Genomic DNA, 23,328 nt, shown 5'->3' with positions numbered 1-23,328 from the left:
TGCTGCGTTTGCCGTGCACGTTAGATCTTGAAGGCCTCCAACGTGGGAGCGGGAAACAGATCCTCGACGCCAAGGCGCCGCGACGACAAGCCCTGCGTGTGATGCGCCTGAAGGAACGCGTCCAGCACGTGCCGGTTCGCCTCGACACCATAGGACCAGAAATCGTTGCCCATCAGCTTCTTCGCCGATTGCAACTGCTCCTCGACGAATGGCAGCGTGACCTTTGTGGCCGATGTATCGGTGAGCCGCGAGAGAGCGATCCGCTTCGACTGCTCGAACGCCTTCAGGAGAGCGGCCGGCAGCCATGGCTGGTCTTCGACGATCGTGCGTCGCGCACCGATCACATGCATGATCGGGAAGATGTTCGTGCGGCGGTAGTAGTCGGAGGCCGCCGCCGTAGGCGTGGCAAAGAGTCGTGCGATCTTCGGGTGGCCCGCCTCGAAGGCGGAGGGCGCCCTCGGGCCGATAAAGCCGTCAATCTCACCGTCGGCCAGCATTTGGTTTAGGGATCGGTCCGCGGGAGCCTGCTCGACCCGGATGTCAGAGGGGAGTGAAACCGCGATCTTCTCCGCGCGCCCGGGCTGTTCGATACCGCCGCGGACCCATGTCACGTCGGTGGGCCGCACGCCATAATCGTCCTCGAGCATGGAGCGGATCCAGACGCATGCCGTGAGCTGGTACTCGGGACACCCGATGCGCTTCCCCTTCAGGTCCTCCGGCTTCTCGATCCCGCGGTCGGTCCGGATGAAGATCTCGGAATGCCGGAACGCGCGCGACACGAACGCGGGCACGCCCACATACGGGTTGGTCCTGTGATCGACCTTCACCGCGAAACTCGACAAGGATGCCTCGCAGACGTCGAATTCGGCATGCCGGAATGCGCGGAAGAAGATCTCCTCCGGGAAAAGCTTCATGAACACGGGGTCGACACCGTCGATCTGAACTTCGCCGTCAAGCAATGGTCTATTGCGGTCGTAATCTCCGATCGCGATGGAAAGTCGCAGCTTCGACAATTCTTCCTCCCGAGGCGGGCATCATCGGCCCAGCTTTCAGGCAGGATGCGCCCGGGGCGCGGCTCGGACAAAGACTTCTGCGAGATGCCAGTGAGACCTCGACGGTTTGGCGCCCGTCCTCGTCGCGCCAGCGTCACGCGCACTGTGCAGGCGATCAGCCTCTCCGTAAGGTTTTGTTCGCCGCAGCGGCCCGTCGAAGAATCCGGATGGCGCGATGACCTTCAAGACGATTTTCTTATACGAGAAGGAACCAAAATATACTTGATGTCGCTCCTGAAAGGCGCGGACATCGTGCCCGGCCCAACGCTGGGATGCGATCGATGATGCCGTGATCTCGGCTGGGCGACTCTCGACGTTTTTGCATCACATAACAATGTATGTCCGCGCGGCGCGGATCCTTTTGCAACGGCACCGCGTCTCTCTGCCGCTGCGTGCGTGAGGGGGCGGCACCGTCCACCAGGGGAAGGCGCCGCAGCGGAGATCAGGGAGGAATATCAATGACCAGATCATTTCGGGCCATCACCCTCGCGCTGCTCGCAGGCGCGGTTCTCGCCGCGCCCTCGGCGGCGAGAGGCCAGGAGGCAGGCCAGGGGAAGCGCACCTACTTCGCCCTGGGTCCAGCGACCGCCGTCTATGCCGAACCGGCTGCGCGCGCCAGGGTCGCAGCCCTCGTCATCCATCGGACCGCCAACTACACCACGCATATCGCCTGCAACGAACTGCCGAAGCGTGGTATTGCGGCCCTGTGCATGAGCACGCGCTTCACAAACAACGAGTTCGCGGTCGACTGGGACCGGATCGCGCTGGACGTGAAGGCCGGCGTCGAATTCCTGCGCAAGCAGCAGGGTATCGAGAAAGTCGTGCTGTTCGGCCATAGCGGCGGAGGCCCCACCACAAGCTTCTATCAGGCGGTGGCCGAGAACGGACTCGGCTTCTGCAAGGATCCGCAGAAGCTGGTGCCCTGCCGCGACGATCTCGCCGGAATGCCGAAAGCCGACGGCCTGATTCTCGCCGATGCTCATCCGGGCGTGCCGGTCATTCTGCTGCGCAGCCTGAACGGGTCGGTGCTCGACGAGACGGCCGGCAAATTCGATGCCGCGCTCGACCCGTATCTGACGAGTAACGGCTATAGCGCGACAGCGTCGTCAACCTATTCGCCGGAATTCCAGACCCGCTATTTTGCTGCGCAGTCGGCGCGCATGAACGCGCTGATCGCGACCGCGCAGGGGCGCGTGAAAGCCATCCGGGAGGGCAAGGGGACCTATCCGGACAATGACCTGTTCGCCATCCCGCATGGCGGTAATCCCGGCGCGGGTCCCGGCGGCGCATCGCAACTGCACAGCCTCGATACGGCGATCCCGCTTCGGCGCACGCGCGCGCCGCAGAAACTGGTGCGCAACGACGGCAGCATCGTCGAACAGATCGTTACCTCCGTCAGTCCGCCAGAACTCGACACGAAGGAGACGACCAACAGCTTCGATCGCGGCACAAAAATCCTGTCGCTTCGCTCGTTCCTGAGCACTCAGGCCGTGCGCTCTAGCAACTCTCTCGATGGTATCGACCATTGCTCCAGCAACAATTCCACCATCTGCGCCGTTCGCTCGATTGCCGCGCCGACGCTCGTGGTCGGCATGGGGGGCTATCTGTTCATTCGCGACTCCGAAGAGGAATACGAGAACAGCGTCGCCGCCAAAAAGGAACTCCTTTTCATCGAGGGCGCCAGCCACGGCTTCACCCCGTGCCGGAATTGCTCGGCCGACCCTGACGCCTATGCGAACAGCGTGCGCAACCTGTTCGACCAGGTGAAGAACTGGGTCGACGCGACGATGCGCTGAGGGGCTGGCACGGGCCGTTGCCAGACTATGCGCGGTTACGATGGGACCGCAGCGTCCTTCCTGTGCATGCCGGAATGGGCCCGGAATTCGGAACCAAGGCCGCCTGCGTCGACCAGCCGCGGCATTCGCGTGCCGTTCGGTGGCCCGCATCGGTTCTGGGTTCCGGGCTCCATCCTATGGACCGGAATGACGGCATGTTTCGAAATGAAGTCCGCGCGCTCTAGATGCCCACGCGCCGCGCCAGGGGGCCCAGGGAGTCGAGCAGGCGCCTCACGATCCCATCGATGAAGTGATCGATCAGATCCTGGCTTCTGAAAGAGGCCGCGTTAGATGGCCTCAGCAGATAGAGGGTTCGGGTCAACGGGATATCGGATACACGCTGCATCACCAGCTTCCCGGCCCGGATCTCCTCACTGGCGGTGCCGTAGGGCATCATGCTGGCAGCCGCTCCGCGCACCACCAGGCTGCGCATCGCCGGAATCGATTCCGCCTCGTAGACGATCCTGAGATCGAGCGAATAGCGGGCTGCGGCGTCTCTCAGCAACCGCTGAACCATGTCGCGCTCGCCGGCCTGCACGAGGTCATGAGAGAGCGCGTCCGCCAGAGTCAGGGTTGGGGGCAGAGGCTCTCCCGTCGCCGAACGAGCAAAGATCAGCTCCTCCACCAGCAGCGGGCGGCGGCTGACTCCGGGGCGGGCTTCGTCCACGCCGTAAGCCAGCGCATAGCTGAGCTCGCCCTGTTCGAGGGATGTCGTCAGTGCCCGGCTCAACGCTTCGACAAGGCTCAACGATACGGTGGGCATCGTCCGCTTGGCATTGAGCAGCATGTCGGGGTCCATCTGCAGCATGATGCTGGGCGTGAGGCCCAAGATCATCATCTCTTGCTCGGGACTGACATTGCCGATGATTTCGCGCTTGAGCTCCTCCACATCCTGCAGGATACGGCGGGCCCGATCGAGCAGAAGCCTGCCGGCCTCGGTGAGTTCGACGCCGCGCGAGTGGCGCACCAGGAGTTCCGTCTTGAGCTCCTGCTCGAGCTGACGGATCTGCAGACCGAGCGCTGGCTGTGCGACGTTGAGCTGTTCGGCAGCCCGGGTGATGTTGCCGACTTCCGCGATCCGCACGAAGTAGCGCAGCTGCCTGAGATTGATCACTTCCTCCTGTCGATGTTCGCCGTTGCGCCGGAGTATGGCGCAGACGGGCGCACTCAGGAAGGCGTCGGCCCTGTGCCGGCGCGGCTGCGGGAGCCGAGCCTGATTCAGCGTGCGGGTCGCATCCAGCGCTCGAGCCATTCCAGGGCCGAGAAAATGACGACGCTCACGAGTATGACGAAGATGATCGTTGCGAAGACGCCGGGCAGATCATAGCGTTCGGCCAGGTCGTTGATGAGTTGACCAAGACCACCGAAGTTGATCAGGAATTCTACGCCGATGAGATTGATCAAGGTGAAGATCAGACCCAAACGTATTCCGGTGAAGATCGTCGGTATCGACGCCGGAAACTGGATCCTCCAGAACAGCTGCGACGGAGTCAGATTGTAGGTGCGCCCAACGTTTAAGAACGTCTTCTTCACGCCCTGGAAGCCCTCGATGGTCTTGAGCGCCACGGGCGCGAGTCCCGCGACGAATCCCATCGCGATGATTGTCGCGGAGCTTCGTCCAAAGATGACTAGGAAGAGGGGATAGGCGAGCACAATCGGCGCTGCGGCGGCAGCTGCGATCCAGGGTTCCACTGCAAGTTTGAGAATGCGTCTCTCGTGCAGAAAGATTCCGAAGCCGACACCCACGATAATGACGAGCAGACTTGCCGCGACTGCCTCGGATCCGGTCACAAACAGCCGATGAGCCAGTTGCTCCTCGCTAAACAGGCGGCCGAAGCTGCCTATCACGGCGGAGGGAAACGGGATCACGAACTGGTTGAGCAGCCCGGCATAGAGCAACAGCTCGACACCGCACAGCACAAGCGCAACGGTGGCCAGCCCGAATATGATCGGAGGAAAAGCGAGGATCCGCATCGTCAGCCTTTTCTCGCGCGGGCTGCTTCCTCGGCATCGGCCATTCCGCGCGATGCCTCTTCTCGCAGATCGTTCCAGATCTCCGCCACATAGCGGCCGAACGCATCGCTGCCGACGACATCGCTGCTGCGTGGGCGCGGCAGGCGGATGTCGACGATCCGCTTCACCTTGCCGGGACGGAACGTCATGATCAGCACCCTGTCCGAGAGCTGCACGGCTTCCGTGATGTTGTGGGTGATGAGCAGCGTCGTTTGCCGAAGATCCTGTTGGATCTTGAGGACTTTGTCGCCCAGCAGCACACGGGTCTGTTCGTCGAGTGCAGCGAAAGGCTCGTCCATCAGCAGGATCTTGGGCTCGAACACCAGCGTCCGGGCCAGCGCGACGCGCTGGCGCATGCCGCCCGACAGTTCCGACGGGTAGCGCTGCTCGAAGCCAGAAAGGCCGACCATCTCGATGAATTTGCGGGCCGTTGCGTGGCGTTCTTCCTTGCCCACACCCTTCACTTCGAGCGGAAAGGCAACGTTGTCGATGACCGTCCGCCAGGGAAAGGTCGATTCTTCTTGGAATACCATGCCGATGGACGGATGCGGGCCCGAGACGCTCTCGCCGCCGACGGTCACGGTGCCTTCATAGCCGCCTACAAGGCCGCCCATGATGTTGAATACCGTTGACTTCCCGCAGCCCGACGGGCCGATGATCGAAACGAATTCGCCGCGCTTGATCTCGAACGACATGCCATCGACAGCAGTCACAGTTCCTTCGCGCGTGTCGAAGCGCATCGAAACGTCCTTGATGACGACATCGATCTCGTCGATGGTCTCGCTCGCAAGACGCAGTTTGGCGTTAGCCCCCCGCATGTGCCTTTCGTCCTCCAGATCGTTGCCGCTCATGAGTTGCGCCCCTGCATCCTGTCACGCCAGTGCGTGTCGGGGCGTTCGACCCATGCGGTCTTGAATGGATTGATGGCAGGCATTCATCTCCTCCAGCGAGGTCGTTCTCGAAGGTTGCCCGCTTGTAGGCGACGCTAGGGTGGCCCCTCATCGTGGTCCAATACTATATCGCTTTGTCTTCCAAACATTTGCGTAGCGGTCGAAACGGCAACAAAATGCCGTGCTCCAACGTCCAATGGGCGTTAAGGTCCGATCGAAAGAACGGAGTGAAATGCCCGAAACAAACTCAAAGGCCTCTGTGCCGCCCGCCGAGCAGCGCTACGATCTCCCGCTTGAGGGAAGCGTCGGCTATCAGCTCCGGATGGCCAACAGAGCCGTGCAGCGCTATCTGCAATCGCAGATCGAGCCGCATGGTGTCACGCTAGGCATGTGGTATTTCTTGCGGGCTCTCTGGCTGGAGGACGGCCTGACCCAGCGAGAACTTTCCCAGCGAATCGGAACCATGGAGCCGACGACGCTGTCCGCGCTGGCGACAATGGAGAGGTCCGGTCTCGTGACCCGTGAGCGGGATCCGCACGACCGGCGGAAGCTCTGCGTCAGGCTGACCGAACGTGGCCGCTCGCTGCAGTCGAAACTGATACCCTGCGCCAACGAAGTCATCGAGCGCGCGACAACCGGGATGAGCGGCGAAGAAAAGGCTCGCCTGATCAGTTGCCTGGCGCAGGTGCAGCGAAACCTGGCGGACGCGCCTTCCGGGGGCAGAGACATCGACTGAGGCGCCATGCGCTAGACCAGGCGCATGGGGCCGGGTTTCACGGGCCACCCTGCGCTGGAGCAAGTCTAATGCTCCAGCGTCCCGCCTGCGCCAGTCATATCGGAAAGCGGGCTCCGCTTCTGTGCCGGCGAGTTAGTCGCCGACTTTTCCGGTGCCTTCGCGCGTCATCCCTGCTGCCATGGCCGGGTTGTAGCCCGGCTTCACCCGTGCATCGATAACGACCGATGCGCCGTTGCGAGCAGCCTCGACCCCTTTCCGGATCGCATCGATCAACGCGTCTGTGGTCGAGACTGGCCCGATCCCAACAAGTCCCTGGGCGCTAGCCATCGCGGCGATGTCGATGTCGGGATCTCCGATACGCTGCCCGATCCACTTGTTCTCCACCGGCCGATCGCGCGTGCGCGCGACGCGTTCCTGATGGATCTCGTCATTGTAGAATGAGCGATTATTGGCGACGATGGCCAGGAAAGGCAGCTTGTAGTGTGCGGCTGTCCAGAACGCGGAAACGCCCATCATCGTATCGCCGTCGCCCAGAACGGCTACGGGCAATCTGCCTGAGCCGGCAAGCGCGAGCGCTGCGCCGGCCAGCATGCCGGGCCCCGACCCGATGCCGGCACCGCCATCGGTGCCGAGATAGTCGAGCGGATGGCGGAAGTGCCAGCTTTCACCGGCCCAGCCGAGAGGCAGCCGGACAAGCGACACGACTTCATCGCGCAGCACCGTGCCCATCGCCGCCGCGAGCGAGACGATGTCGAGCTCGCGTGATTCGCCGGGCAGGTCGAATGCCGGCAATGCCGTCAGGTCGGCCGGTTCGGAACCGGGACCGACGCCGAGTTCGTCAGCGAGCAGATGGAGCGCCGCGTTCGGATCGCTGCTGAAATGCAGGTCGGCGGGCGGCAGGGCCTGGTGGTCCATGCTCCAGCCGTTGTGAAGCTGATGGTCGAGCTGGATATTGATGATCTTGGTCGCGGCCGAACAGCCGCCCTGTTTCAGGGTGCCGGCGAGATCGACCCAGTCGAGCGACAGGATGACGTCGGCGTCCGCGATCCGCTTCGCGCCGGCCTCGTCGAGGAAATGCCCAGGCTTGGCGCAATGCAGCCTGTGATCGGTCGGGAAGGCTGCGCCCACCTTGATGTCCGTGAGCACCGACGCGTTCAGCGCTTCCGCGAGGGCCACGCGACGCGCCCAGTCGCGGGTGCTGCGCGAAACCCTGCCGATCAGGAGCATCGGCCGCTCTGCGCTCCTCAGAAGCGTCGCGGCGGCTTTGATGTCCTGCGCCGCCGGGACACCGGGGGAGGTCAGAGCGAAGCGTTTGGGATCGGGCAACTCGGGCATCTGCTCCAGGCGGCGCTCCTGCATGGAGACATCGAGGCAGACATAGGTCGGCGCCGCCGGTGCGGCCCGGGTGATGTTGTTCGCCCGCACCAGAGCTTCCAGCGCAGCTGCGACGGAGACCGGCTGATCGTCCCACTTGATATAGGGGCGGATCATGGCGGCCTGGTCCTTGGCGGTGTGTAGCCAGTCGATCCAGGGGCGGCGCTCGGCAGCATCGACGGGACCCGTCGCGCCGAGGATCAGCATCGGCACGCGGTCGCACCAGGCGTTGTAGATCGCCATCGTGCCGTGCATGAGCCCGACATTGCTGTGCAGCACCACGCCCATCGGCCGCTCGGTGACCTTGGCGTAGCCGTGAGCCAGAGCGACGGCGTGCTCCTCATGCAGGCAGAGCAGCATCTGGGGGTCCTGGTTGCCCAGGTGGTTGACGAGGCTGTCATGCAGCCCGCGGAAGCTCGAGCCGGGATTGAGCGCGAGATAAGTAATGTCCAGCAGCCGCAGCATCGAGGCAATGGCGTCGCTGCCCCAAATGCCGTTGTCCTGCGATGCGACAGGCGTGTCGATGCCGTCGATCGGAGTGCTCATCGTGTATCCTTTGCTTGTCTGGTCGGCATTCGGGCCGTCCGAGGGCCGCAACGTAGGGTCTCGCATGTGATTGGATGCCACGGCGCCGGTCAGCCGCCGCGGAGGCTCACATGGACGTTCTTCTCCTGCGTGAACGCGAGGAGTTCGCCCAGGCATTCCTCGCGGCCCAGTCCGGACTGCTTCCAGCCGCCGAAGGGCGCACCGAGAAAGTGCTTGGAGACCTCGTTCACCCAGACAAACCCGGCCTCGACGGCAAGCGCCGTGCGATGGGCCTTGCGCAGGTCGTTCGTCCAGATGGAGCACGTCAGGCCATATTCGACCTCGTTGACCTGGCCGAGCATCGTCGTCTCGTCATCCCAGGGCAGGACTGCGAGGACCGGCCCGAAAATCTCCTCGCGCGCGATGCGCATCGCCGGCGTGACATCGGCGAAGATGGTGGGCTCGACGTAGAATCCCTTCGTCAGCGCCGGATCAGTGGGCACCGCACCGCCAGTTATGAGCCGTGCTCCCTGTTCCTTGGCCGAGGCGATGTATTCCAGGACGCGCGCGTGCTGCTGCCGGCTGATGATGGCGCCCATGGTCGTCCGGTCGTCCGTGGGGAGGCCCGGGACATAGTGTCCGGCCAGCGACGGCAGCCTGGACAGCACATCCTCGTAGATGTCCCGGTGGATGAACGCGCGGCTCGTCGATCCACAGGACTGGCCGCACCAGGTGAAGTTCATTCCGCCGATCACGGCCGAAGCCACGGTCGCGGGGTCGGCGTCGGAGAACGCGATCAATGCGTTCTTGCCGCCGAGTTCCAGCAGAACCGGCTTGATGGTGTCGCTGGCCGCTTTCATCACGGCACGACCGGCGCCGACGCTGCCGATGATCGCGATCTTGTCCACCCCGGGGTGGGAGGCAAGGGCCGCGCCGGCCTCGCGCCCGCCGGGCAGAACGCTGAATACGCCCCTCGGGAGGATATCCTGTACCAGTTCGGCCAGGCGCAGCGTGGAAAGTGGCGCCTGCTCGGGCGGCTTGACGATGACCGCGTTACCCGCTGCCAGCGGGGCGGCGATCTTGCCGGCGCAGAACATGAAGGGATGATTGAAGGCGAGGATGCGCGCGACGACGCCCAGGGGCTGACGGAGCGTCATGTTGATGACGTCCGGCCCCATCGGGATGGTCTCGCCCTTCATCTCCGTCACGAGCCCGGCGAAATAGTCGAGCTGCGCGGCGGCGATCGTGGCATCGCCCATCATTTCTCGAACCGGATTGCCGCAATTGGCTGCGTCGAGGGCCGCGAGTTCGCGCGCATTGGCACGGACGACGGCAGCGACTTCCTTCAGCAGACGGGCCCTTTCGAGCGGGGCAACGCCGCGCCAGGAGAGAAAGGCCTGCCGTGCGGACTTGACCGCGGGATCGACGTCGCTGGCGCCAGCCTCCGCAACCTCGGCGATCGGCTCGTCGAGGCCCGGATTGGACGTTGCGGCGTAGCGCCCCGATATCGGATGGCGCCATTCACCCCCGTAGTAGAGGCTGCGGCCGGCCGGAGCTGGCTTGTCGAGCATAAGAAGACCCCAATGCGTTTCCAGGGCTCTTGCTCCGGCCCTCCAAGTTCAGTTTCGCGCAGCGCCGCCGGCGTTTCCAAGACTTTATCCCTTGGGCACCCAAGCCGATATGATCGTTCGGGCTCGCCGTCGGGTTCAGCTGCCGGCAGCCGCCATTTCCGCCTCGGTGTCGTCCTGCTCCATGCCGTCGAGCAGCGCGATTTCCTCATTGGAGGCGCCGAGCCTGCGCCAGTCGTCGCTCTTGGGGACGATGCCCTGATAGGAACGCAGCTTCGCCTGCGGGATATGCGGCTCGACGAGACCGAGCGGGGAAGCGCCGGCGGCATGCTTGCGCGCTGCATCGATCATCACCCGGCGGAACTGCACGATCGCGATGTCGCTCGCGCCGAGGCGCTCGCTGGTACGGTCGGCGATCGGGCCCATCGACTCCCACATCATGATGTCCTGGTTGGGAATTCCGGGCACGCCGGTGAAATCCCCCAGCTTCATCGCCTTGCGGTCCTGCAGGTAGTTGTTCTCCCGCTTGCGCAGCATTGGCTTGTAGGTCTTGTCGAGATCGATGCCGACCTGCGCCACGCAGAACTTCCGCCAGCTTTCCTGATCGATGCAGTCGTCATTGCCCCATGCGATGAAATGGAAATAGCTCGACACGTCGTCCTTCGGCACGATCACCGTCGCGACGTTATAGGAAGAGTTGGGGGGGATCAGCGCGGCGAAAGGCGCAACGAATACGGTCAGTCTCACATAGTCGTGGGTCTGGGCATTGGTGATCGGGCGGCGAAGCGCAGCGTAGCGGAAGCCGTAGTTGGTCAGCTGGACCTGGATGCGCGGGTTCTTGTCGGTCGACGGACGCGTCCAATGCGTCGCAGTCGCGCCGGCGGTCGTCACGCGCGAGGGCTTCATGTCGGAGGAGTGCAGGCTCGACGAATGAGCCGAGTCGATCTGTCCTTCCATGATCTGGGCCCAGTTGCAGGGCAGATCGATCTTCACGATCGAGACCTTCGCCTCGGGCGTGGGCGCCCACGGCGGGGCCTCGAATTCCGGCATTTGGTCCTTCGGACCCATATAGACCCAAATGAAACCTCCCGCCTCCTGGGTCGGATACGCCTTATGCTGAACCTTATCGGCAAAGCCGCTTTCTGCCGGCTCCGACACCATTTCGAGGACCTTGCCGTCCACGTCGAACTTCCAGCCGTGATACAGGCAGCGAAGGCCACACTCCTCGTTGCGGCCGAAGAACAGCGAAGCCTTGCGATGCGGGCAGTACTCGCCGAGCACCCCGATCCGTCCGTCAGTATCGCGGAAGGCAACGAGATCCTCGCCGAACAGACGCACGCGGACAGGCGCGCCGTCGCTTTCGATGAGCTGCTCCGACAGCAGCGCGGGCACCCAATGACGCCGCATGAACTGACCCATCGGGGCCTCGCCTTCCACGCGGCAGAGCAATTCGTTCTCTTCGTGGGTCAGCATCTCATTCGCTCCAGATTTGACGGCCGGGCTAGTCAGCCGGATAATACTTAGGTATCTAAGTCTCACATTATTCGGAATTCAAGCGCTTGTCGAGACGGCGCCGCGCGGAGGTTTGGATGAGCGATCAGGAGCAGTGGCTAAAGGCCAGGATCGTGGGGAAGGAGGCGGTCGCCGACGACATCGTCATGTTCGATCTCAGGCCGCTGGATGAGAACATGCTCGAGCCCTACACCCCCGGGGCTCACCTGGCGGTGAAGGTGCCGAACGGCGAGACGCGGAAATACTCGCTCTGCAACGGTCCGGACGAAGCCGAGGGCTATGTCATCGCCGTCAAGAAGGAACATGGCGGCCGGGGCGGGTCCGTCAGTCTGATCGATCAGACCAATGTCGGCGACAACATCCTGATCTCGGCGCCGCGCAACGATTTCCCGCTGAAGGACGGCCCGTCGAGCTACATTTTCATCGCAGGCGGCATCGGAATCACGCCGATCCGCTCGATGATCCGCCATCTGATGGCGACGCGCGGGAAGCCCTTCAAGCTGTATTACTTCACGCGCACACCGGCGATGATGGCCTTCCGGGAGGAGTTCTCCGGGCCGGAATTCCGCGGCAAGGTCGTCATCCACCACGATAACGGCGACCCCGACAAGGCGTTTGACCTCTGGCCGGTCCTTGAAGACCCGAAGGGGGCCCATCTCTATTGCTGCGGCCCGCGGGGCCTGATGGAGGCGGTGCGGGACATGACCGGCCACTGGTCCTCGGCCGCCGTCCATTTCGAGGATTTCGGTGCGGCCAAGGCGAAGCCGGAAGACAATGCGCCCTTCACCGTCGAACTGGCCAAGAGCGGCGAGATCTTCGAGATTCCCGTCGACAAGTCGATCCTCGAGGTGCTGCGCGAGGCGGGAAAGACGCTGCCCAGCTCCTGCGAAAGCGGGACTTGCGGCACCTGCAAGACGCGATTGGTCTCAGGCGAGCCCGACCATCGCGATCTTGCGCTCTCCGAGCAGGAGAAGGCGCGAAACATCATGATCTGCGTCTCCCGCGCCAAATCCGGCGCCCTCGTTCTCGATCTCTAGCGAGGCAGTGGTGAGCGAACCTTTGCGATTGGGCGTGGTCGGGCTCGGCCGCGCCTTCATGCTGATGCTGCCGACATTCGCGCAGCATCCCCTCGTTCGACTGGTCGCTGCGACCGATCCGCGTCCGGAGGCGCGGTCGCGGTTCGTCGAGGAATTCTCGTCGAACGGGTTCGCCGCGAAGGCCTATGACACTCTCGACGGTTTGCTGGCAGACGAAGCGGTCGAGGCCGTGTACGTGGCCTCCCCTCACCAGTTCCATGTCGCCCATGTCCGCAGCGCCGCTGCGGCCGGCAAGCACATCCTGGTCGAGAAGCCGATGGCGCTGCGGCTGGAAGACTGTCGCGCCATGATCGATGTGGCTGCAGAGGCCGGTGTCCACTTGGCCGTCGGCCACAGCCATTCCTTCGATCTGCCTTATCTACGCACCGCCGAGCTGATCGGATCGGGCCGCTTCGGCCGCCCGCGCCTGATCGTTGGAAGCAACTATACGGACTTCCTGTACCGGCCGCGGCGGCCCGAGGAACTGGACACGTCCCGAGGTGGCGGCGTCGTCTTCAGCCAGGCGGCGCATCAGCTTGATGTCGTCCGCCTTCTCGCTGGGGCGGAGATCGAGTCACTGCGGGCGGTCACCGCGCGCCTCGACCCCGCCCGGCCGACGGAAGGCGCTTATCAGGCCTTCCTGCTGTTCGAGAACGGAGCCAGCGCGACGCTGACATATAGCGGGTATGGGCGGTACGACACCGACGAGCAACTCGGCTGGTTCGGCGAGCTCGGGCAGCGTCGCGATCCTTCGCAATACGGCGCCGCGCGTCGGGCCCTCGCGCCGGTCTCGACGCCGGAGGAGGAAGCTGCGCTCAAGGAGAAGCGCGCCTATGGTACGTCCGCGACCGTTGCGGGCCGGACGGCACCCGCCGCTCATAATCATTTCGGCCATTTCCTGGTCTCCTGTGACGAGGCCGACCTGCGCCCCATGGCGGATGGGATCCGTGTCTATGCCAATGATCGCGAATGGCTCGATCCATTGCCGGCGCCAGCTGTGCCGCGCGCGGAGGTGGTCGACGAGCTGCATGCCGCGGTCAGGTTCGGCGTCCCGCTGCTTCACACCGGCGAATGGGGTATGGCGACGCTCGCAGCTTGCCTCGCGATCCTCGAATCGGCCGCCACCGGACGAGAGGTTCGGCTCGGCAGCCAAAGCACTTCCTCTGCTCGCGGCTGAGGACAACCCGTTGTTCCGCGTCGCGTGCGGATAGGGAATAGGCATGGCTTGGTTTGCGGGCAGGCTGGGCGAGACCTTCGCCATTCTCTCTGTCTTGGCCTTCGCTTATGGCGGGGTCTCGATCGCAAAGGCGAAGCTCTACGGAAAAGGCGATGGCGGCGCCGTGCTTTCGGTGGTGTTCACGACGCTGCTGTCGGCCCTTATCTGGGCGGTGGCGGGAACCTCGGCCGGCAGCTTGCCGGACACGCCGGACTTGATGATCGGGCTTGCCTGGTTCGCCGTCTCCGGCCTGCTCGCCACGGCGCTGGCGCGCATCCTCTACTTCATGTCGGTGCGCGATCTGGGTGCAGTGCGCGGATCGGCCGTGAAGCGTGCCATCCCTTTCTTCGCGGCAGTCTTCGGGGTCCTTTTTCTGGGTGAGACGCTGAACTCCAATAAGCTTCTCGGCCTGGCACTGATCGCCGTCAGCATCGCGGTTCTGGTCGCGGTCGACCTGGCTCGCCGCGGCGGCAGCGAGGCGGGTGCGGTGGCGTCGATCGGCTACGCATGGGGGACTGCATCGGCACTGTGCTACGCCTCGGCCTATGTGGCCCGCAAGTTGGGCCTCGGCTATGTGCCTGATGGCGCACTCGGCACCTTCGTCGGCTCCATGGCAGCCGTAGCCTATTACGCATTCGCCGTCTCCTTCAATGCCCGCGCGAGAACGGCGACGTTCGCTGCCATGTCCCTAAAGAACAACTGGGCGGTTGTGGCCGCCCTCTGTTTCTCTATCGGCCAGATCTGCAACTTTTATGCGATCCAGCACACCGCGATCTCGACTGTCGGGGCGATCCAGTCGCTCGAGGTTTTCGTCTCGATGGTGATTGCGACGGTCGTGCTTCGGACCGAACGCGCGCCCGGCTGGATCACGATCGCAGCGGCGGTGGCTGCCACCGTCGGCGCATTGCTTGTTGTCGCCTGAGCAAGCGGGCCTGCCGCCGCGAGAGCATGGTCGCTGCGGCGCGCCGCCTTAACCCTGCGCCGGCTCGCGCAGGACGCGCTCGAAGAAGCCCGACAGGCGCTCTACCTCGGTGAGCGGGAGCACGTCGGCGACATACTGATCCGGACGCACGACGACCATGCAACCTTGCTCGCGGTCGATTCCGCGCAGGTCGAAGATATCGCTGCCCGGGCGCTGGTCCGCGCAGTGCACCTTCTCGTAGTCCGTCAGGCCGTATCGGCCCTTGGCCGGCTGGAGGAAAGGCGGAACGCGCGCCAGATCGGCTTCGCAATGGGCCTGCTGCAGCACTGCGATAACCTCGATCAGGGCGTCCGCATCCCCGAGCGGCGTGTAGCGCCGCACTGGAGAGGCCTGGTCGTGGTCGAGAAAGCTGACGAGCTCCGACAGGCCTGACCCGCCGTCGAACGGATCGCCGGCTCCAGCGAAGGCGACAATGCGCCAGCGCCCATCGGCTGTGATGCGATGCGAGAGTTCCAGGGGCTTGGCATCGGCGAGCCTGACCACCGGTGCGGAATGAAACCGCATGCCGATCTGGTAGCCCGATGCCAAGCCCTGATGCATGCCGTCGGCGCAGATCGCGGATGGCTCGTAGCGCACGGCTGTCCCGGCGGTGAAGCGACCCTGCTTGACGAAGTAGCGCTGGAACTCGGAGGGATCCCGGGCGCGTTGGGCGTCGGGCCCCGGGCCGGCTGGACGAGCGCTGAACATGGCCGCGAACTCCCGGTCGAAGTCGATCAGTTCCTGGGCGAGCTTCCGGCGTTCCGCGGAGTAGCTGAGCAGCAGTTGCGCGGGGCTCGTGCCTCTTATGACGGCTGCCAGCTTCCATCCCAGATTGAAACCATCCGCCATCGAGACGTTCATGCCTTGCCCGGCCTTTGGGCTATGCGTGTGGCAGGAATCGCCGGCGATGAAGACACGGGGTGGCCGGCCGGCATACTCGCAGCCGTCGTCAAACCGGTCGCACAGCCGCTGGCCGATCTCGTAGACCGACCACCATGCCACTTCCTTGACGTCGATCCGGTAGGGGTGCGCGATGCGGTTCGCGGCAGCAACAAGGTCCACGACCTCCAGCGACCGCGAAGCGACGCGCTCGTCTTTCGCCAGCTTGTCGAGCTCGACATAGAATCGCACCAGATAGCCGCCCTCCCGCGGTATCACGAGCATGCTGCCCTGGCTGGCCGACTGGATTGCGGCCTTCATGCGGATGTCTGGGAAATCGGTGATGGCGAGGACGTCCATTACGCCCCAGGCGCTGTTGGCCGAGTCACCGCGCAGCTCGAGTCCGATCGCCTTGCGAACGGCACTTCGCGCCCCGTCGCATCCGACCACGTAGCGCGCTGTGACGACCTCTTCGCGCTCCGAGCCAGCCGGCCCGAGCTGCTTCAGCCGAACCGTGACGGGGTGGCTTTCAGCCTCGGTCGTATTGGCTGGCCGGTCCAGCCCGATGAACTCCACCGCGTAGTCCGGCTCCAGCCTGCTCGCCGAGTTGCGCATGGTCTCCAGCAGGAAATCATGCACCCGCGCCTGATTGAGGATGACGTGCGGGAACTCGGAAAGCCCGTCCTCAGTATCCTGGATGCGGCTATGGCGCGCGATGCGCCGGGGATCGGCGGCGTCGGGCTTCCAGAACGTGGTCTCGTTGACCCAGTAGCTTTCCCTGGCTACCCGTTCGGCGAAGCCGAAGGCCTGAAACATTTCCATGGTTCGGCAGGCTATGCCGTCGGCCTGGCCGATCCGAAGAGGACCCGGCTTCCGCTCTACGATCCGGACGCGGATGTCAGGAAAAGCGGACAACTGGGCCGCGAGGGTGAGGCCAGCCGGTCCGCAGCCGACGATCAGCACATCGACGTCCGACGACCCGCTTGGAGCCCGGCTTTCCGGGACCGGAAGAATGGCAGGATCGCCGGGCAGGAAGCCGTTCAAATGAAACTGCATCGGGGCACCTCGCAGCTTCCCTTGGCCGTCAGGCCCGGCCCCCGGACCGCCTCTGGCGGGTCTGCTCGAGCCAAAGGTCCCAGGGCCGCTGGACCTGGCCCTCAACCCGGTCGACGCAGGCCCGGCATTCGTCCTCGGTCAGGTACGTCACTTCGCCCAGCTGGGTGGCCTGCAGCTGATACCGGGCATTGAGCTCTGCGTAGACGGCCCGGTAGACGGCGTTCTTCACAGTCGGTCCAACGACGGTCGATCCATGGCCGCGCATCAGGACAATGTCGCTGTTGCGGAAATGCTGGGCCAGCGCACGCCCCAGTTCGGGGCTGCTGATCAGCAGGTCGGTCGCGTCACCGCCTGTCGCCCGGATCTCGAAGACAGGCGCTTCCTTTCCGATGAAGCCGGCCATATGGAAGAGCGCCCTCAGCCTGGTTCCTTTCACGACGCTCAGCGGAACGATCGAATGGGAGTGGCTGTGAACGATGGACTGGACGTCGGGCCTCGCGCGGTAGATCTCGCTGTGAATGAACCGCTCCAGGTAGACGCCGCGGCCGTTCGCATCGACGGGCTGGCCCGAGAGATCGAACTCCACGATGTCCTCTGCCGTTACACGCCCCGGCGCCATATTGCGCGCCAGCAAGAACCGATCCGGCCGCTTGTCGTGGCGCACGCTCACATGGCCGAACGCGTCCACTACGCCCTGGTCGAACAGAATGTGGTTGGCTGCGACGAGCTCGTCCATGAGTTCCCGCGCCGGCGGCGTTCCCGGAGCGGCGCCATCCGGAACAGTGACGGCGGTTGCGGTGTCACACATGCGGGTTTCGCCTCCTTGCGACGGTTCGAGGATGCCCTGCCTCGCTGGCCCGGGCTTCACTATTCAAGTTCGAGGGCGCGAACTGAGACAATTTCGGCTTGTCTTCCCGCCACAAACCGGCCTTCGACCGGCCAGCGACGCTTGGCGGGAACGGTGCGGCCGCTCAGGCATAAGGCAGGGGCTCGGGCTCGAACCCGAACATTGATGCGAAGCGACGGCTGAACGCAGGCCACGCCTGAGGGTTGACCACTCGGGGCGGCGCACGGCCGTTGAAAAGCTCGATCCATTGGTCCGCGGCGGAGGACGACATCTGCTCCAGCGCTTCCTTTGTAATCCCGGCGGTGTGCGGCGTGGCGATTACGTTGTCGAAGGACAACAGCGGATGGTCTGGCGGTGGCGGCTCCTTGAGAAAGACGTCGATCCCTGCGCCAGCGATGCGGCGTTCTCGAAGCGCTGTCTCGAGCGCCGGTTCGTCGTGGATACCCCCCCGCGCGGTATTGATGAAATAGGCGCTCGGCTTCATTGCGGCGAACTGAGCCTCTCCGAACATGCCCAGTGTCTCCTTGGATCGCGGGCAGTGCACCGAAACAAAGTCCGAGCGCTGCAAAAGCTCCGCCAGACTTGCGCTGGTGCCGCGCCGCCGAACGATTTCCGCACCGTCGAGATAAGGATCGTAGGCAAGCACCGTCATCCCGAAGAGCCCATGGCAGAGTTCGGCCAGCCTCCCGCCGATAGCGCCGAGCCCGACGATGCCCACCGTCTTGCCACGAATGTCGTTGCCTTGCAGGGCGTACCGGTCGATCTGCGCTCCGTGCCGCCGCAACACCTTGTCTGCGATGCCGATCCGCTTGGACAGCGACAGCATCAGGCCTAGAGCATGTTCGGCCACGGCCTCGGTATTGGTGCCGCCCTGGTTGCAGACAAGGATGCCGGCGGCGGTGCAGGCCTCGACGTCGATATAGTCGTAGCCGGCGCCTGTGGAGCTCGCCGCGAGCAGGTTAGGGCAACGGGCGATCAGTGCTGCATCGGGGAACCAAGGTTCGCGCAACTCCGTTCGCGCCTGGACCTGATAGCCATGTGCTCTCGACATCACGTCCCAGTTGTCCGCCTCGACGGTCGAGTAGCTCAGTTTCCGCAGGTCGACGTCGGCTCTTCCACCCAGGATGTCTTCTGCGATCGGATCGACCCAGCTCTCGAAGAACACCAGACCTGCCTTTTGTCCTGCCCGGACCGCCATTGTCTCTCCCTTCGGCGTCTTTTGAGGGCATCCGCAGTCGCAGCGCGCGAGGTTACGGCGAGCCCCTTCGTTGCCTCATCATGACTGTGGGTTGAAAGCTGCGCAATTGTAAATTAGTTTCCTAAGTAATCATTATAACAAAACGAGTGTGGAGGATGACACCATGGGCGGAAGGTGGATGCTTGCCTTGATGATTGCGGCCTTTGGCTGGGTCTCGGCACACGCACAGGAGGTTCGCAGCGGCGCAGCCGGGAATCGGATCGACCTCGCCATCGTCTCGCGCACCGTGTTCTACCTCCCGCTCTGGCTGGCGGCCGAGAAGGGATACTTCGCGGAGGAGGGGATCGATCTGCGTATCGAGGTCTTCGACAACGCGGAAAAGATCAATGAGGCGCTCAGGTCGGGGGCGGTCCAGATCGCCATGTCGACGCCCGAGAGCATCATGGCCGATGCTCTCAAGGGGGGCAGCCTCCGGGTGGTCGCGGGCAATGCCGGACGCTTACCGCACTTCATCATCGCCCGGCCGGAAATCCGGACGATCGCCGATCTCCGCGGCAAGACGATCGGTGTCCTCTCGGATCAGGAGGGCACGACCCATCTCGTGCCCGAGGTGACGCGCAGTGCCGGGCTGAAGCCGGGCGACTATGTCGTCAAGGCGGTTGGAGGCGCCCCGACCCGCTGGCGCCTCCTGCGATCGGGCGAGATCGACGCCGGGTTGCAGCCGTTTCCCTTGAGCTACGAGGCGGAGGCGGCGGGCTTCAGTAACCTGGGACCGCTGTCCGGCTTCGTCCCGGAATGGCAGTTCACCAGCGTGAACGTCGATATGCGCTGGGCCGAAGCCAATCGGAATCGCCTGACGGCGACGCTGCGCGCATTGCGGCGCGGCCTCGACGCTATCGCCGCGGAGCCCGCCACTGCAGCCGCCGTTGCCGCGCGCGAACTGAAGACGTCCGAGCCCCTCGCTGCTCGCGCTATCGCCGACACCGCCCGCCTCGGGATCCTGACGCCAGGCATGGAGGTATCGCTGCCGGGGTTGAAGAAGGTGCACGAGGCGCTTGTGGCGGCAGGCCTGGTCGCGAGCGAGCCGTTCGACGCAAGCCGCGTGGTCGATGCGTCCTTTCTGCGCGCCAGCCGCTGAGGCCAGCTGTACCGAAGGTCTCGCGATCAGCCGGGCGCGCGATCGAGCACAGGAAAATGCCGCCGCGGCGGCGATGCATCCAGGAGGTTGTCTTTGGCCTATGATCTTGAGGTCGCCAATGTCTCCAAGCGCTATGGCGATCGGTCGAGCGGTCTACTGGCCGTCAGCGATGTCAGCCTGTCGGTGCGGAAAGGCGAGTTCGTGTCCGTCATCGGGCCGAGCGGCTGCGGCAAGTCCACGCTCTTCGGGATTATCGGCGGTCTGATCGGTGATTACGACGGAGAGGTTCGCGTCGGCGGACAGTCTCATGTCGGCACGCATCGCGACATCGGAATTGTCTTTCAAGAGGAATCGACGCTGCCGTGGCGAAGCGTCCTGGCCAATGTCGCCCTGCCGTTGGAAATCCAGGGCATGCCACGCGCCGAACGCGAGGAACTGGCGCGGCATTACATCGATCTCGTCGGTCTTACGGGCTTCGAGGCGAGCAAGCCCGCAGCCCTGTCGGGCGGCATGCGCCAGCGCACGGCGATCGCGCGCACGCTGGCCTTCAAGCCCCGCGTGCTGCTGATGGACGAACCGTTCGGGGCGCTGGACGAGCAGACTCGCCTCCTGCTCGGTGATCGGGTGCTGGCGATCCATACCGAATTGCAACAGACGACGCTTCTGATCACCCACAACATCACCGAGGCGGTTCAACTGAGTGACCGCGTCGTCGTGATGTCCTATCGCCCGGGCCGCATTCTCAAGGTCATCGACATCGATCTGCCGCGCCCGCGAAGCTCGGAAAGCATCACTGACGAGCGCTTCGGACGCTATGTCGCGGAGATCTGGGGGGATCTTCGTGCCGAAGCCAGCCGTGGGATGCAGGAGGGTGAGCGCAAGCGGGCCTGAAGTTCAGCTGTGCCAGAGGGAGGACGACCACGATGAATACCGAACGAAAGAACTGGATCGGACCGACGCGGCGGACGGCTATTGCCGGTGGCTTGGCCGCCGGCCTGATGCCGCGCGTCGCCCGCGCCGCCGACAAGATGCGCATCGTCAGCAGCCAGAAGGGTTTCTGGGACACCACTCTCATCCTGTTTGGCCAGCAGAAGGGCATTTTCGCCGATCACAAGCTCGATCTCGACATCATCTGGTCGGATGGTGGGTCGGACATTCAACAGGCAGTCATCACCGGTTCGACCGACTTCGGCGTCGCGCCCGGAATTCTTGGCGCGTTGAGCGCATTCGAAAAGCGCGCGCCGATCGCCGTGACGAACGCGGCCATGACGGGTTCGAGTGACCTGTTCTGGTACGTGCGGGCGGAAAGCCCGATCCGTAGCCTTGCTGACTGCAACGGCAAGACGATTGCTTTCTCGCGCCCCGGCGCATCGACCGAGCTCATTGCATCGACCCTGATCGACCATGCCAGCGTTAAGGCCAAGCTCGTCGGAACCGGCGGTCCCGGCGCCACACTGACCCAGGTGATGTCCGGCCAGATCGATGTCGGCTGGTCCGCACCTACGGTGGGGCTCGCTGAGGAACGCGCCGGCAAGCTGCGGATCATCGCGCGCGGCAACGACGCGCCAGGACTTGCGGCGCAGACTGTCCGCGTCGGAATGACGAATAGCCGGTTCCTGGCCGAACGTTCGGAGTTGCTCGCGCGCCTGTCGAAGGGAATGCAGCAGACCATAGACTGGGCCTATGACGGCGACGAGGCTCTGCAGATGTATGCCGAGCTGAACCGTGTCGATATCGCGACGGCGCGGCAGGCCCGCGACACCAACTATCCGAAGGCGGCGCTGGCGCTGGCGCCGATCGGGAACATCGAACTGAGCATCGCTCAGGCGGTGAAGGATAAGCGTCTGTCGAAGCCGCTGACACCGGACCAGATCAAGGCGTTTACTGCCAATGTCGGGCGGTTCCTCGCATGAGGCTCAGCGGAAGTGGGGCCAGCCTGGGCCTTCTTATCGTCGCGACGGCAGCTCTTGAGGCGTTGTCGCGCGGCGGTTGGGTTTCGACCTTTGTTATGCCGGCCCCATCGGAGACCCTGGCCGCGATACCCGGGCTCTTCCTGCACGAGGGGCTCGGATATGCCACATGGGTGACCTTTCAGACGACGCTGCTGGCGACCACGCTTGCTTTGCTCGTCGGGGTGCCCGCCGGTGCTCTGCTCGCGAGGCACCGCAGGTTCGGGCAGGCCTATGAGCCCTGGCTCGAGGCGGCCTTCTCGGCGCCCATCATCCTGCTTTACCCGCTGTTCCTGATCTTCTTCGGACGCAGCCTCGTAACCATCGTGGTGATGGGTTTCGTCGTTGGGGTCATCCCCGTGATCATCAAGACCCGCGAAGGGATCGTGAACCTGCGGCCGGTATTCCACAATCTCGCGCTCTCCTTGCACATGAGCGATGTGCAGAGCCTGATCAAGATTATCCTGCCTGCAGCGTTGCCAAGCATTTTCGTCGGGCTGCGGCTCGCGCTGATCTATGCGATGATCAACATCGTCGCGGTCGAGTTTCTCGTGGGTTTGGGTGGGCTCGGTTATCTCGTAGCCGATATGTACGATCGCTACGACATTCCATCGATGTATTCCGCCATCGTCTTCGTCGTCATGCTCAGCAGCGCATTCTTTCTCGTCATCGAACGGAGCGAAGCATGGTTGCGATCGGCATGACGCCGCCCGCCGCGGCCGCGGACCGGGGGTTGTCCGTGGGCGCCATCAGGCTGCTGACCTTGACGGGTCTGCTCGCCGCCTATCAGGCAATCTCATCCTCAGGGCTTGTCTTCGAGGGTGCGATGCCAGGGCTGCCGGCCATCGCTGTCGCATTGCTGCGCCAAGTCGCCGATCCCGCGTTCTACCCGCATCTCGGTCGCACTGCATACGAGGCCGCGGCGGGGGTCGCGATCGGCGCCAGCTTGGGCGTGGCTTGTGGGGTGTCGCTGGGCGCGTCCCGCTTCCTCGCGGCAATGCTGGACCCGTGGATCCGGGCCCTCGCCCCCGCGCCGAAGATCATCTTCCTGCCGGTGCTGATCCTCGCCTTCGGCATCGACGCCGGACCGAAGATCGCAATGGCTGCGATTTCTTCCTTCTTTCCGGTTGCGGTCGCCACCTTCGGCGGCATGCGCGAGGTCCGGCGGATCCTGGTGCAGGTGGTGCGGAGCTTCGACGCCTCGACCTTGCAGCTGGTGCGGATCGTCTACCTGCCGTCGATTGTGGTTCCTCTGCTCGGAAGCCTGCGTCTTGCCGTGGGCGTGGCCCTGATCGGGGCACTGCTCGCTGAAGTAAAGATGTCGAACAAGGGGCTCGGGTACCTGATCATCCAGGACTATAACGCCTTCCGCACCGCGGAAATGTACGCGCTGCTGCTCCTGGTATTTGCGCTGGCACTCAGCATCAACGCCGTCCTGCGCGCCATCGGCCGGCGCTACGGTGTTCCCTGAGCATTCTTATCAGCGCCACGTGACGAGGGTCG

20 protein-coding genes are annotated in these 23,328 nt (G+C 64.1%); 10 read left to right on the top strand and 10 right to left on the bottom strand.

The annotated features are described in order from the left end of the window. Positions 1-20: 20 nt before the first annotated feature. Positions 21-1,013 (bottom strand): ABC transporter substrate-binding protein, encoded by a 993-nt coding sequence (locus AC07NY_RS25755; protein WP_492287765.1) that lies wholly within the window; start codon positions 1,011-1,013, stop codon positions 21-23. Between the two features lie 497 nt (positions 1,014-1,510). Here AC07NY_RS25755 and AC07NY_RS25750 point away from each other — a divergent pair, with 497 nt between their 5' ends. After that, positions 1,511-2,848: an alpha/beta hydrolase family protein gene (locus AC07NY_RS25750; protein WP_492287766.1), complete on the top strand. Its 1,338-nt coding sequence runs from the start codon at positions 1,511-1,513 to the stop codon at positions 2,846-2,848. A gap of 220 nt (positions 2,849-3,068) precedes the next feature. Here the strand turns inward: AC07NY_RS25750 and AC07NY_RS25745 are convergent, their stop codons facing one another. From AC07NY_RS25745 to AC07NY_RS25735, 3 genes are read right to left on the bottom strand one after another with little or no spacing between them, the layout of a single operon-like run. Continuing rightward, a complete protein-coding gene (locus AC07NY_RS25745) occupies positions 3,069-4,139 on the bottom strand; it encodes a LysR family transcriptional regulator (RefSeq protein WP_494586084.1) in 1,071 nt (356 codons plus the stop codon). Then, positions 4,106-4,861: an ABC transporter permease gene (locus AC07NY_RS25740; protein ID WP_492287768.1), complete on the bottom strand. Its 756-nt coding sequence runs from the start codon at positions 4,859-4,861 to the stop codon at positions 4,106-4,108. Before AC07NY_RS25740 ends, AC07NY_RS25745 begins: the two co-directional genes overlap by 34 nt. 2 nt (positions 4,862-4,863) lie before the next feature. Then, positions 4,864-5,751: an ABC transporter ATP-binding protein gene (locus AC07NY_RS25735; protein ID WP_248312645.1), complete on the bottom strand. Its 888-nt coding sequence runs from the start codon at positions 5,749-5,751 to the stop codon at positions 4,864-4,866. A 271-nt stretch (positions 5,752-6,022) separates the two neighbouring features. On the opposite strand from AC07NY_RS25735, the gene AC07NY_RS25730 reads away from it, so the two are divergent. Then, positions 6,023-6,526: a MarR family winged helix-turn-helix transcriptional regulator gene (locus tag AC07NY_RS25730; protein ID WP_492287769.1), complete on the top strand. Its 504-nt coding sequence runs from the start codon at positions 6,023-6,025 to the stop codon at positions 6,524-6,526. A 132-nt stretch (positions 6,527-6,658) separates the two neighbouring features. Here the strand turns inward: AC07NY_RS25730 and AC07NY_RS25725 are convergent, their stop codons facing one another. The 3 genes from AC07NY_RS25725 to AC07NY_RS25715 all read right to left on the bottom strand — a co-directional run bounded on the left by AC07NY_RS25725 (position 6,659) and on the right by AC07NY_RS25715 (position 11,466). After that, complete coding sequence (locus AC07NY_RS25725) at positions 6,659-8,446, bottom strand: thiamine pyrophosphate-binding protein (protein WP_492287770.1); 1,788 nt, start codon at positions 8,444-8,446, stop codon at positions 6,659-6,661. Positions 8,447-8,535: 89 nt separating this feature from the next. Continuing rightward, positions 8,536-9,996, bottom strand: coding sequence for an aldehyde dehydrogenase family protein (locus tag AC07NY_RS25720; RefSeq protein ID WP_492287771.1), 1,461 nt, complete (start codon positions 9,994-9,996; stop codon positions 8,536-8,538). A gap of 135 nt (positions 9,997-10,131) precedes the next feature. After that, positions 10,132-11,466 carry a Rieske 2Fe-2S domain-containing protein gene (locus AC07NY_RS25715; protein ID WP_191124895.1) on the bottom strand — a complete coding sequence of 445 codons (1,335 nt, stop codon included), beginning with the start codon at positions 11,464-11,466 and terminating at the stop codon, positions 10,132-10,134. Positions 11,467-11,582: 116 nt separating this feature from the next. On the opposite strand from AC07NY_RS25715, the gene AC07NY_RS25710 reads away from it, so the two are divergent. Genes AC07NY_RS25710 through AC07NY_RS25700 form a run of 3 tightly spaced genes read left to right on the top strand, consistent with a single transcriptional unit; the run spans position 11,583 to position 14,719 of the window. Next, on the top strand, positions 11,583-12,542 hold the full coding sequence (locus tag AC07NY_RS25710; protein WP_492287772.1) for a PDR/VanB family oxidoreductase: 960 nt from the start codon (positions 11,583-11,585) through the stop codon (positions 12,540-12,542). Positions 12,543-12,576: 34 nt separating this feature from the next. After that, positions 12,577-13,758 carry a Gfo/Idh/MocA family protein gene (locus AC07NY_RS25705; RefSeq protein WP_492287773.1) on the top strand — a complete coding sequence of 394 codons (1,182 nt, stop codon included), beginning with the start codon at positions 12,577-12,579 and terminating at the stop codon, positions 13,756-13,758. A gap of 43 nt (positions 13,759-13,801) precedes the next feature. Further along, positions 13,802-14,719: an EamA family transporter gene (locus AC07NY_RS25700; RefSeq protein WP_492287774.1), complete on the top strand. Its 918-nt coding sequence runs from the start codon at positions 13,802-13,804 to the stop codon at positions 14,717-14,719. Positions 14,720-14,767: 48 nt separating this feature from the next. Here AC07NY_RS25700 and AC07NY_RS25695 read toward each other — a convergent pair whose 3' ends face one another. The 3 genes from AC07NY_RS25695 to AC07NY_RS25685 all read right to left on the bottom strand — a co-directional run bounded on the left by AC07NY_RS25695 (position 14,768) and on the right by AC07NY_RS25685 (position 18,738). Further along, complete coding sequence (locus AC07NY_RS25695) at positions 14,768-16,693, bottom strand: FAD-binding monooxygenase (RefSeq protein ID WP_492287775.1); 1,926 nt, start codon at positions 16,691-16,693, stop codon at positions 14,768-14,770. Between the two features lie 28 nt (positions 16,694-16,721). Beyond that, on the bottom strand, positions 16,722-17,429 hold the full coding sequence (locus AC07NY_RS25690; RefSeq protein ID WP_492287776.1) for a class II aldolase/adducin family protein: 708 nt from the start codon (positions 17,427-17,429) through the stop codon (positions 16,722-16,724). A 235-nt stretch (positions 17,430-17,664) separates the two neighbouring features. Beyond that, positions 17,665-18,738 (bottom strand): hydroxyacid dehydrogenase, encoded by a 1,074-nt coding sequence (locus tag AC07NY_RS25685; protein ID WP_492287777.1) that lies wholly within the window; start codon positions 18,736-18,738, stop codon positions 17,665-17,667. Positions 18,739-18,916: 178 nt separating this feature from the next. On the opposite strand from AC07NY_RS25685, the gene AC07NY_RS25680 reads away from it, so the two are divergent. The 5 genes from AC07NY_RS25680 to AC07NY_RS25660 all read left to right on the top strand — a co-directional run bounded on the left by AC07NY_RS25680 (position 18,917) and on the right by AC07NY_RS25660 (position 23,296). Then, positions 18,917-19,876 (top strand): ABC transporter substrate-binding protein, encoded by a 960-nt coding sequence (locus tag AC07NY_RS25680; protein ID WP_492287778.1) that lies wholly within the window; start codon positions 18,917-18,919, stop codon positions 19,874-19,876. 93 nt (positions 19,877-19,969) lie between these two features. Beyond that, positions 19,970-20,767, top strand: coding sequence for an ABC transporter ATP-binding protein (locus AC07NY_RS25675; protein ID WP_248312644.1), 798 nt, complete (start codon positions 19,970-19,972; stop codon positions 20,765-20,767). Positions 20,768-20,799: 32 nt separating this feature from the next. Next, on the top strand, positions 20,800-21,789 hold the full coding sequence (locus AC07NY_RS25670) for an ABC transporter substrate-binding protein (RefSeq protein WP_492287779.1): 990 nt from the start codon (positions 20,800-20,802) through the stop codon (positions 21,787-21,789). Beyond that, the gene (locus tag AC07NY_RS25665) at positions 21,786-22,529 is read left to right on the top strand and encodes an ABC transporter permease (RefSeq protein ID WP_492287780.1); all 744 of its coding nucleotides are present in this window, start codon (positions 21,786-21,788) and stop codon (positions 22,527-22,529) included. The genes AC07NY_RS25670 and AC07NY_RS25665 overlap by 4 nt, the downstream gene beginning before the upstream one ends. Beyond that, a complete protein-coding gene (locus tag AC07NY_RS25660) occupies positions 22,511-23,296 on the top strand; it encodes an ABC transporter permease (RefSeq protein WP_191124885.1) in 786 nt (261 codons plus the stop codon). Before AC07NY_RS25665 ends, AC07NY_RS25660 begins: the two co-directional genes overlap by 19 nt. The last annotated feature ends 32 nt before the right edge of the window (positions 23,297-23,328 follow it).

Source organism: Allobosea sp. GW821-FHT09G06, assembly GCF_059416005.1.
The sequence above is the reverse complement of the archived record's forward strand: the minus strand, read 5'-3'. Positions and strand labels throughout refer to the sequence as shown.

What these genes read in the sequence shown, in the direction of transcription:
- AC07NY_RS25740 (WP_492287768.1), bottom strand. Translation starts at nt 4,861, where the DNA reads ATGCGGATCCTCGCTTTTCCTCCGATCATATTCGGGCTGGCCACCGTT.
- AC07NY_RS25735 (WP_248312645.1), bottom strand. Translation starts at nt 5,751, where the DNA reads ATGAGCGGCAACGATCTGGAGGACGAAAGGCACATGCGGGGGGCTAAC.
- AC07NY_RS25665 (WP_492287780.1), top strand. Translation starts at nt 21,786, where the DNA reads ATGAGGCTCAGCGGAAGTGGGGCCAGCCTGGGCCTTCTTATCGTCGCG.
- AC07NY_RS25695 (WP_492287775.1), bottom strand. Translation starts at nt 16,693, where the DNA reads ATGCAGTTTCATTTGAACGGCTTCCTGCCCGGCGATCCTGCCATTCTT.
- AC07NY_RS25710 (WP_492287772.1), top strand. Translation starts at nt 11,583, where the DNA reads ATGAGCGATCAGGAGCAGTGGCTAAAGGCCAGGATCGTGGGGAAGGAG.
- AC07NY_RS25745 (WP_494586084.1), bottom strand. Translation starts at nt 4,139, where the DNA reads ATGGCTCGAGCGCTGGATGCGACCCGCACGCTGAATCAGGCTCGGCTC.
- AC07NY_RS25685 (WP_492287777.1), bottom strand. Translation starts at nt 18,738, where the DNA reads ATGGCGGTCCGGGCAGGACAAAAGGCAGGTCTGGTGTTCTTCGAGAGC.
- AC07NY_RS25725 (WP_492287770.1), bottom strand. Translation starts at nt 8,446, where the DNA reads ATGAGCACTCCGATCGACGGCATCGACACGCCTGTCGCATCGCAGGAC.
- AC07NY_RS25720 (WP_492287771.1), bottom strand. Translation starts at nt 9,996, where the DNA reads ATGCTCGACAAGCCAGCTCCGGCCGGCCGCAGCCTCTACTACGGGGGT.
- AC07NY_RS25700 (WP_492287774.1), top strand. Translation starts at nt 13,802, where the DNA reads ATGGCTTGGTTTGCGGGCAGGCTGGGCGAGACCTTCGCCATTCTCTCT.
- AC07NY_RS25690 (WP_492287776.1), bottom strand. Translation starts at nt 17,429, where the DNA reads ATGGACGAGCTCGTCGCAGCCAACCACATTCTGTTCGACCAGGGCGTA.
- AC07NY_RS25730 (WP_492287769.1), top strand. Translation starts at nt 6,023, where the DNA reads ATGCCCGAAACAAACTCAAAGGCCTCTGTGCCGCCCGCCGAGCAGCGC.
- AC07NY_RS25680 (WP_492287778.1), top strand. Translation starts at nt 18,917, where the DNA reads ATGCTTGCCTTGATGATTGCGGCCTTTGGCTGGGTCTCGGCACACGCA.
- AC07NY_RS25750 (WP_492287766.1), top strand. Translation starts at nt 1,511, where the DNA reads ATGACCAGATCATTTCGGGCCATCACCCTCGCGCTGCTCGCAGGCGCG.
- AC07NY_RS25660 (WP_191124885.1), top strand. Translation starts at nt 22,511, where the DNA reads ATGGTTGCGATCGGCATGACGCCGCCCGCCGCGGCCGCGGACCGGGGG.
- AC07NY_RS25670 (WP_492287779.1), top strand. Translation starts at nt 20,800, where the DNA reads ATGAATACCGAACGAAAGAACTGGATCGGACCGACGCGGCGGACGGCT.
- AC07NY_RS25715 (WP_191124895.1), bottom strand. Translation starts at nt 11,466, where the DNA reads ATGCTGACCCACGAAGAGAACGAATTGCTCTGCCGCGTGGAAGGCGAG.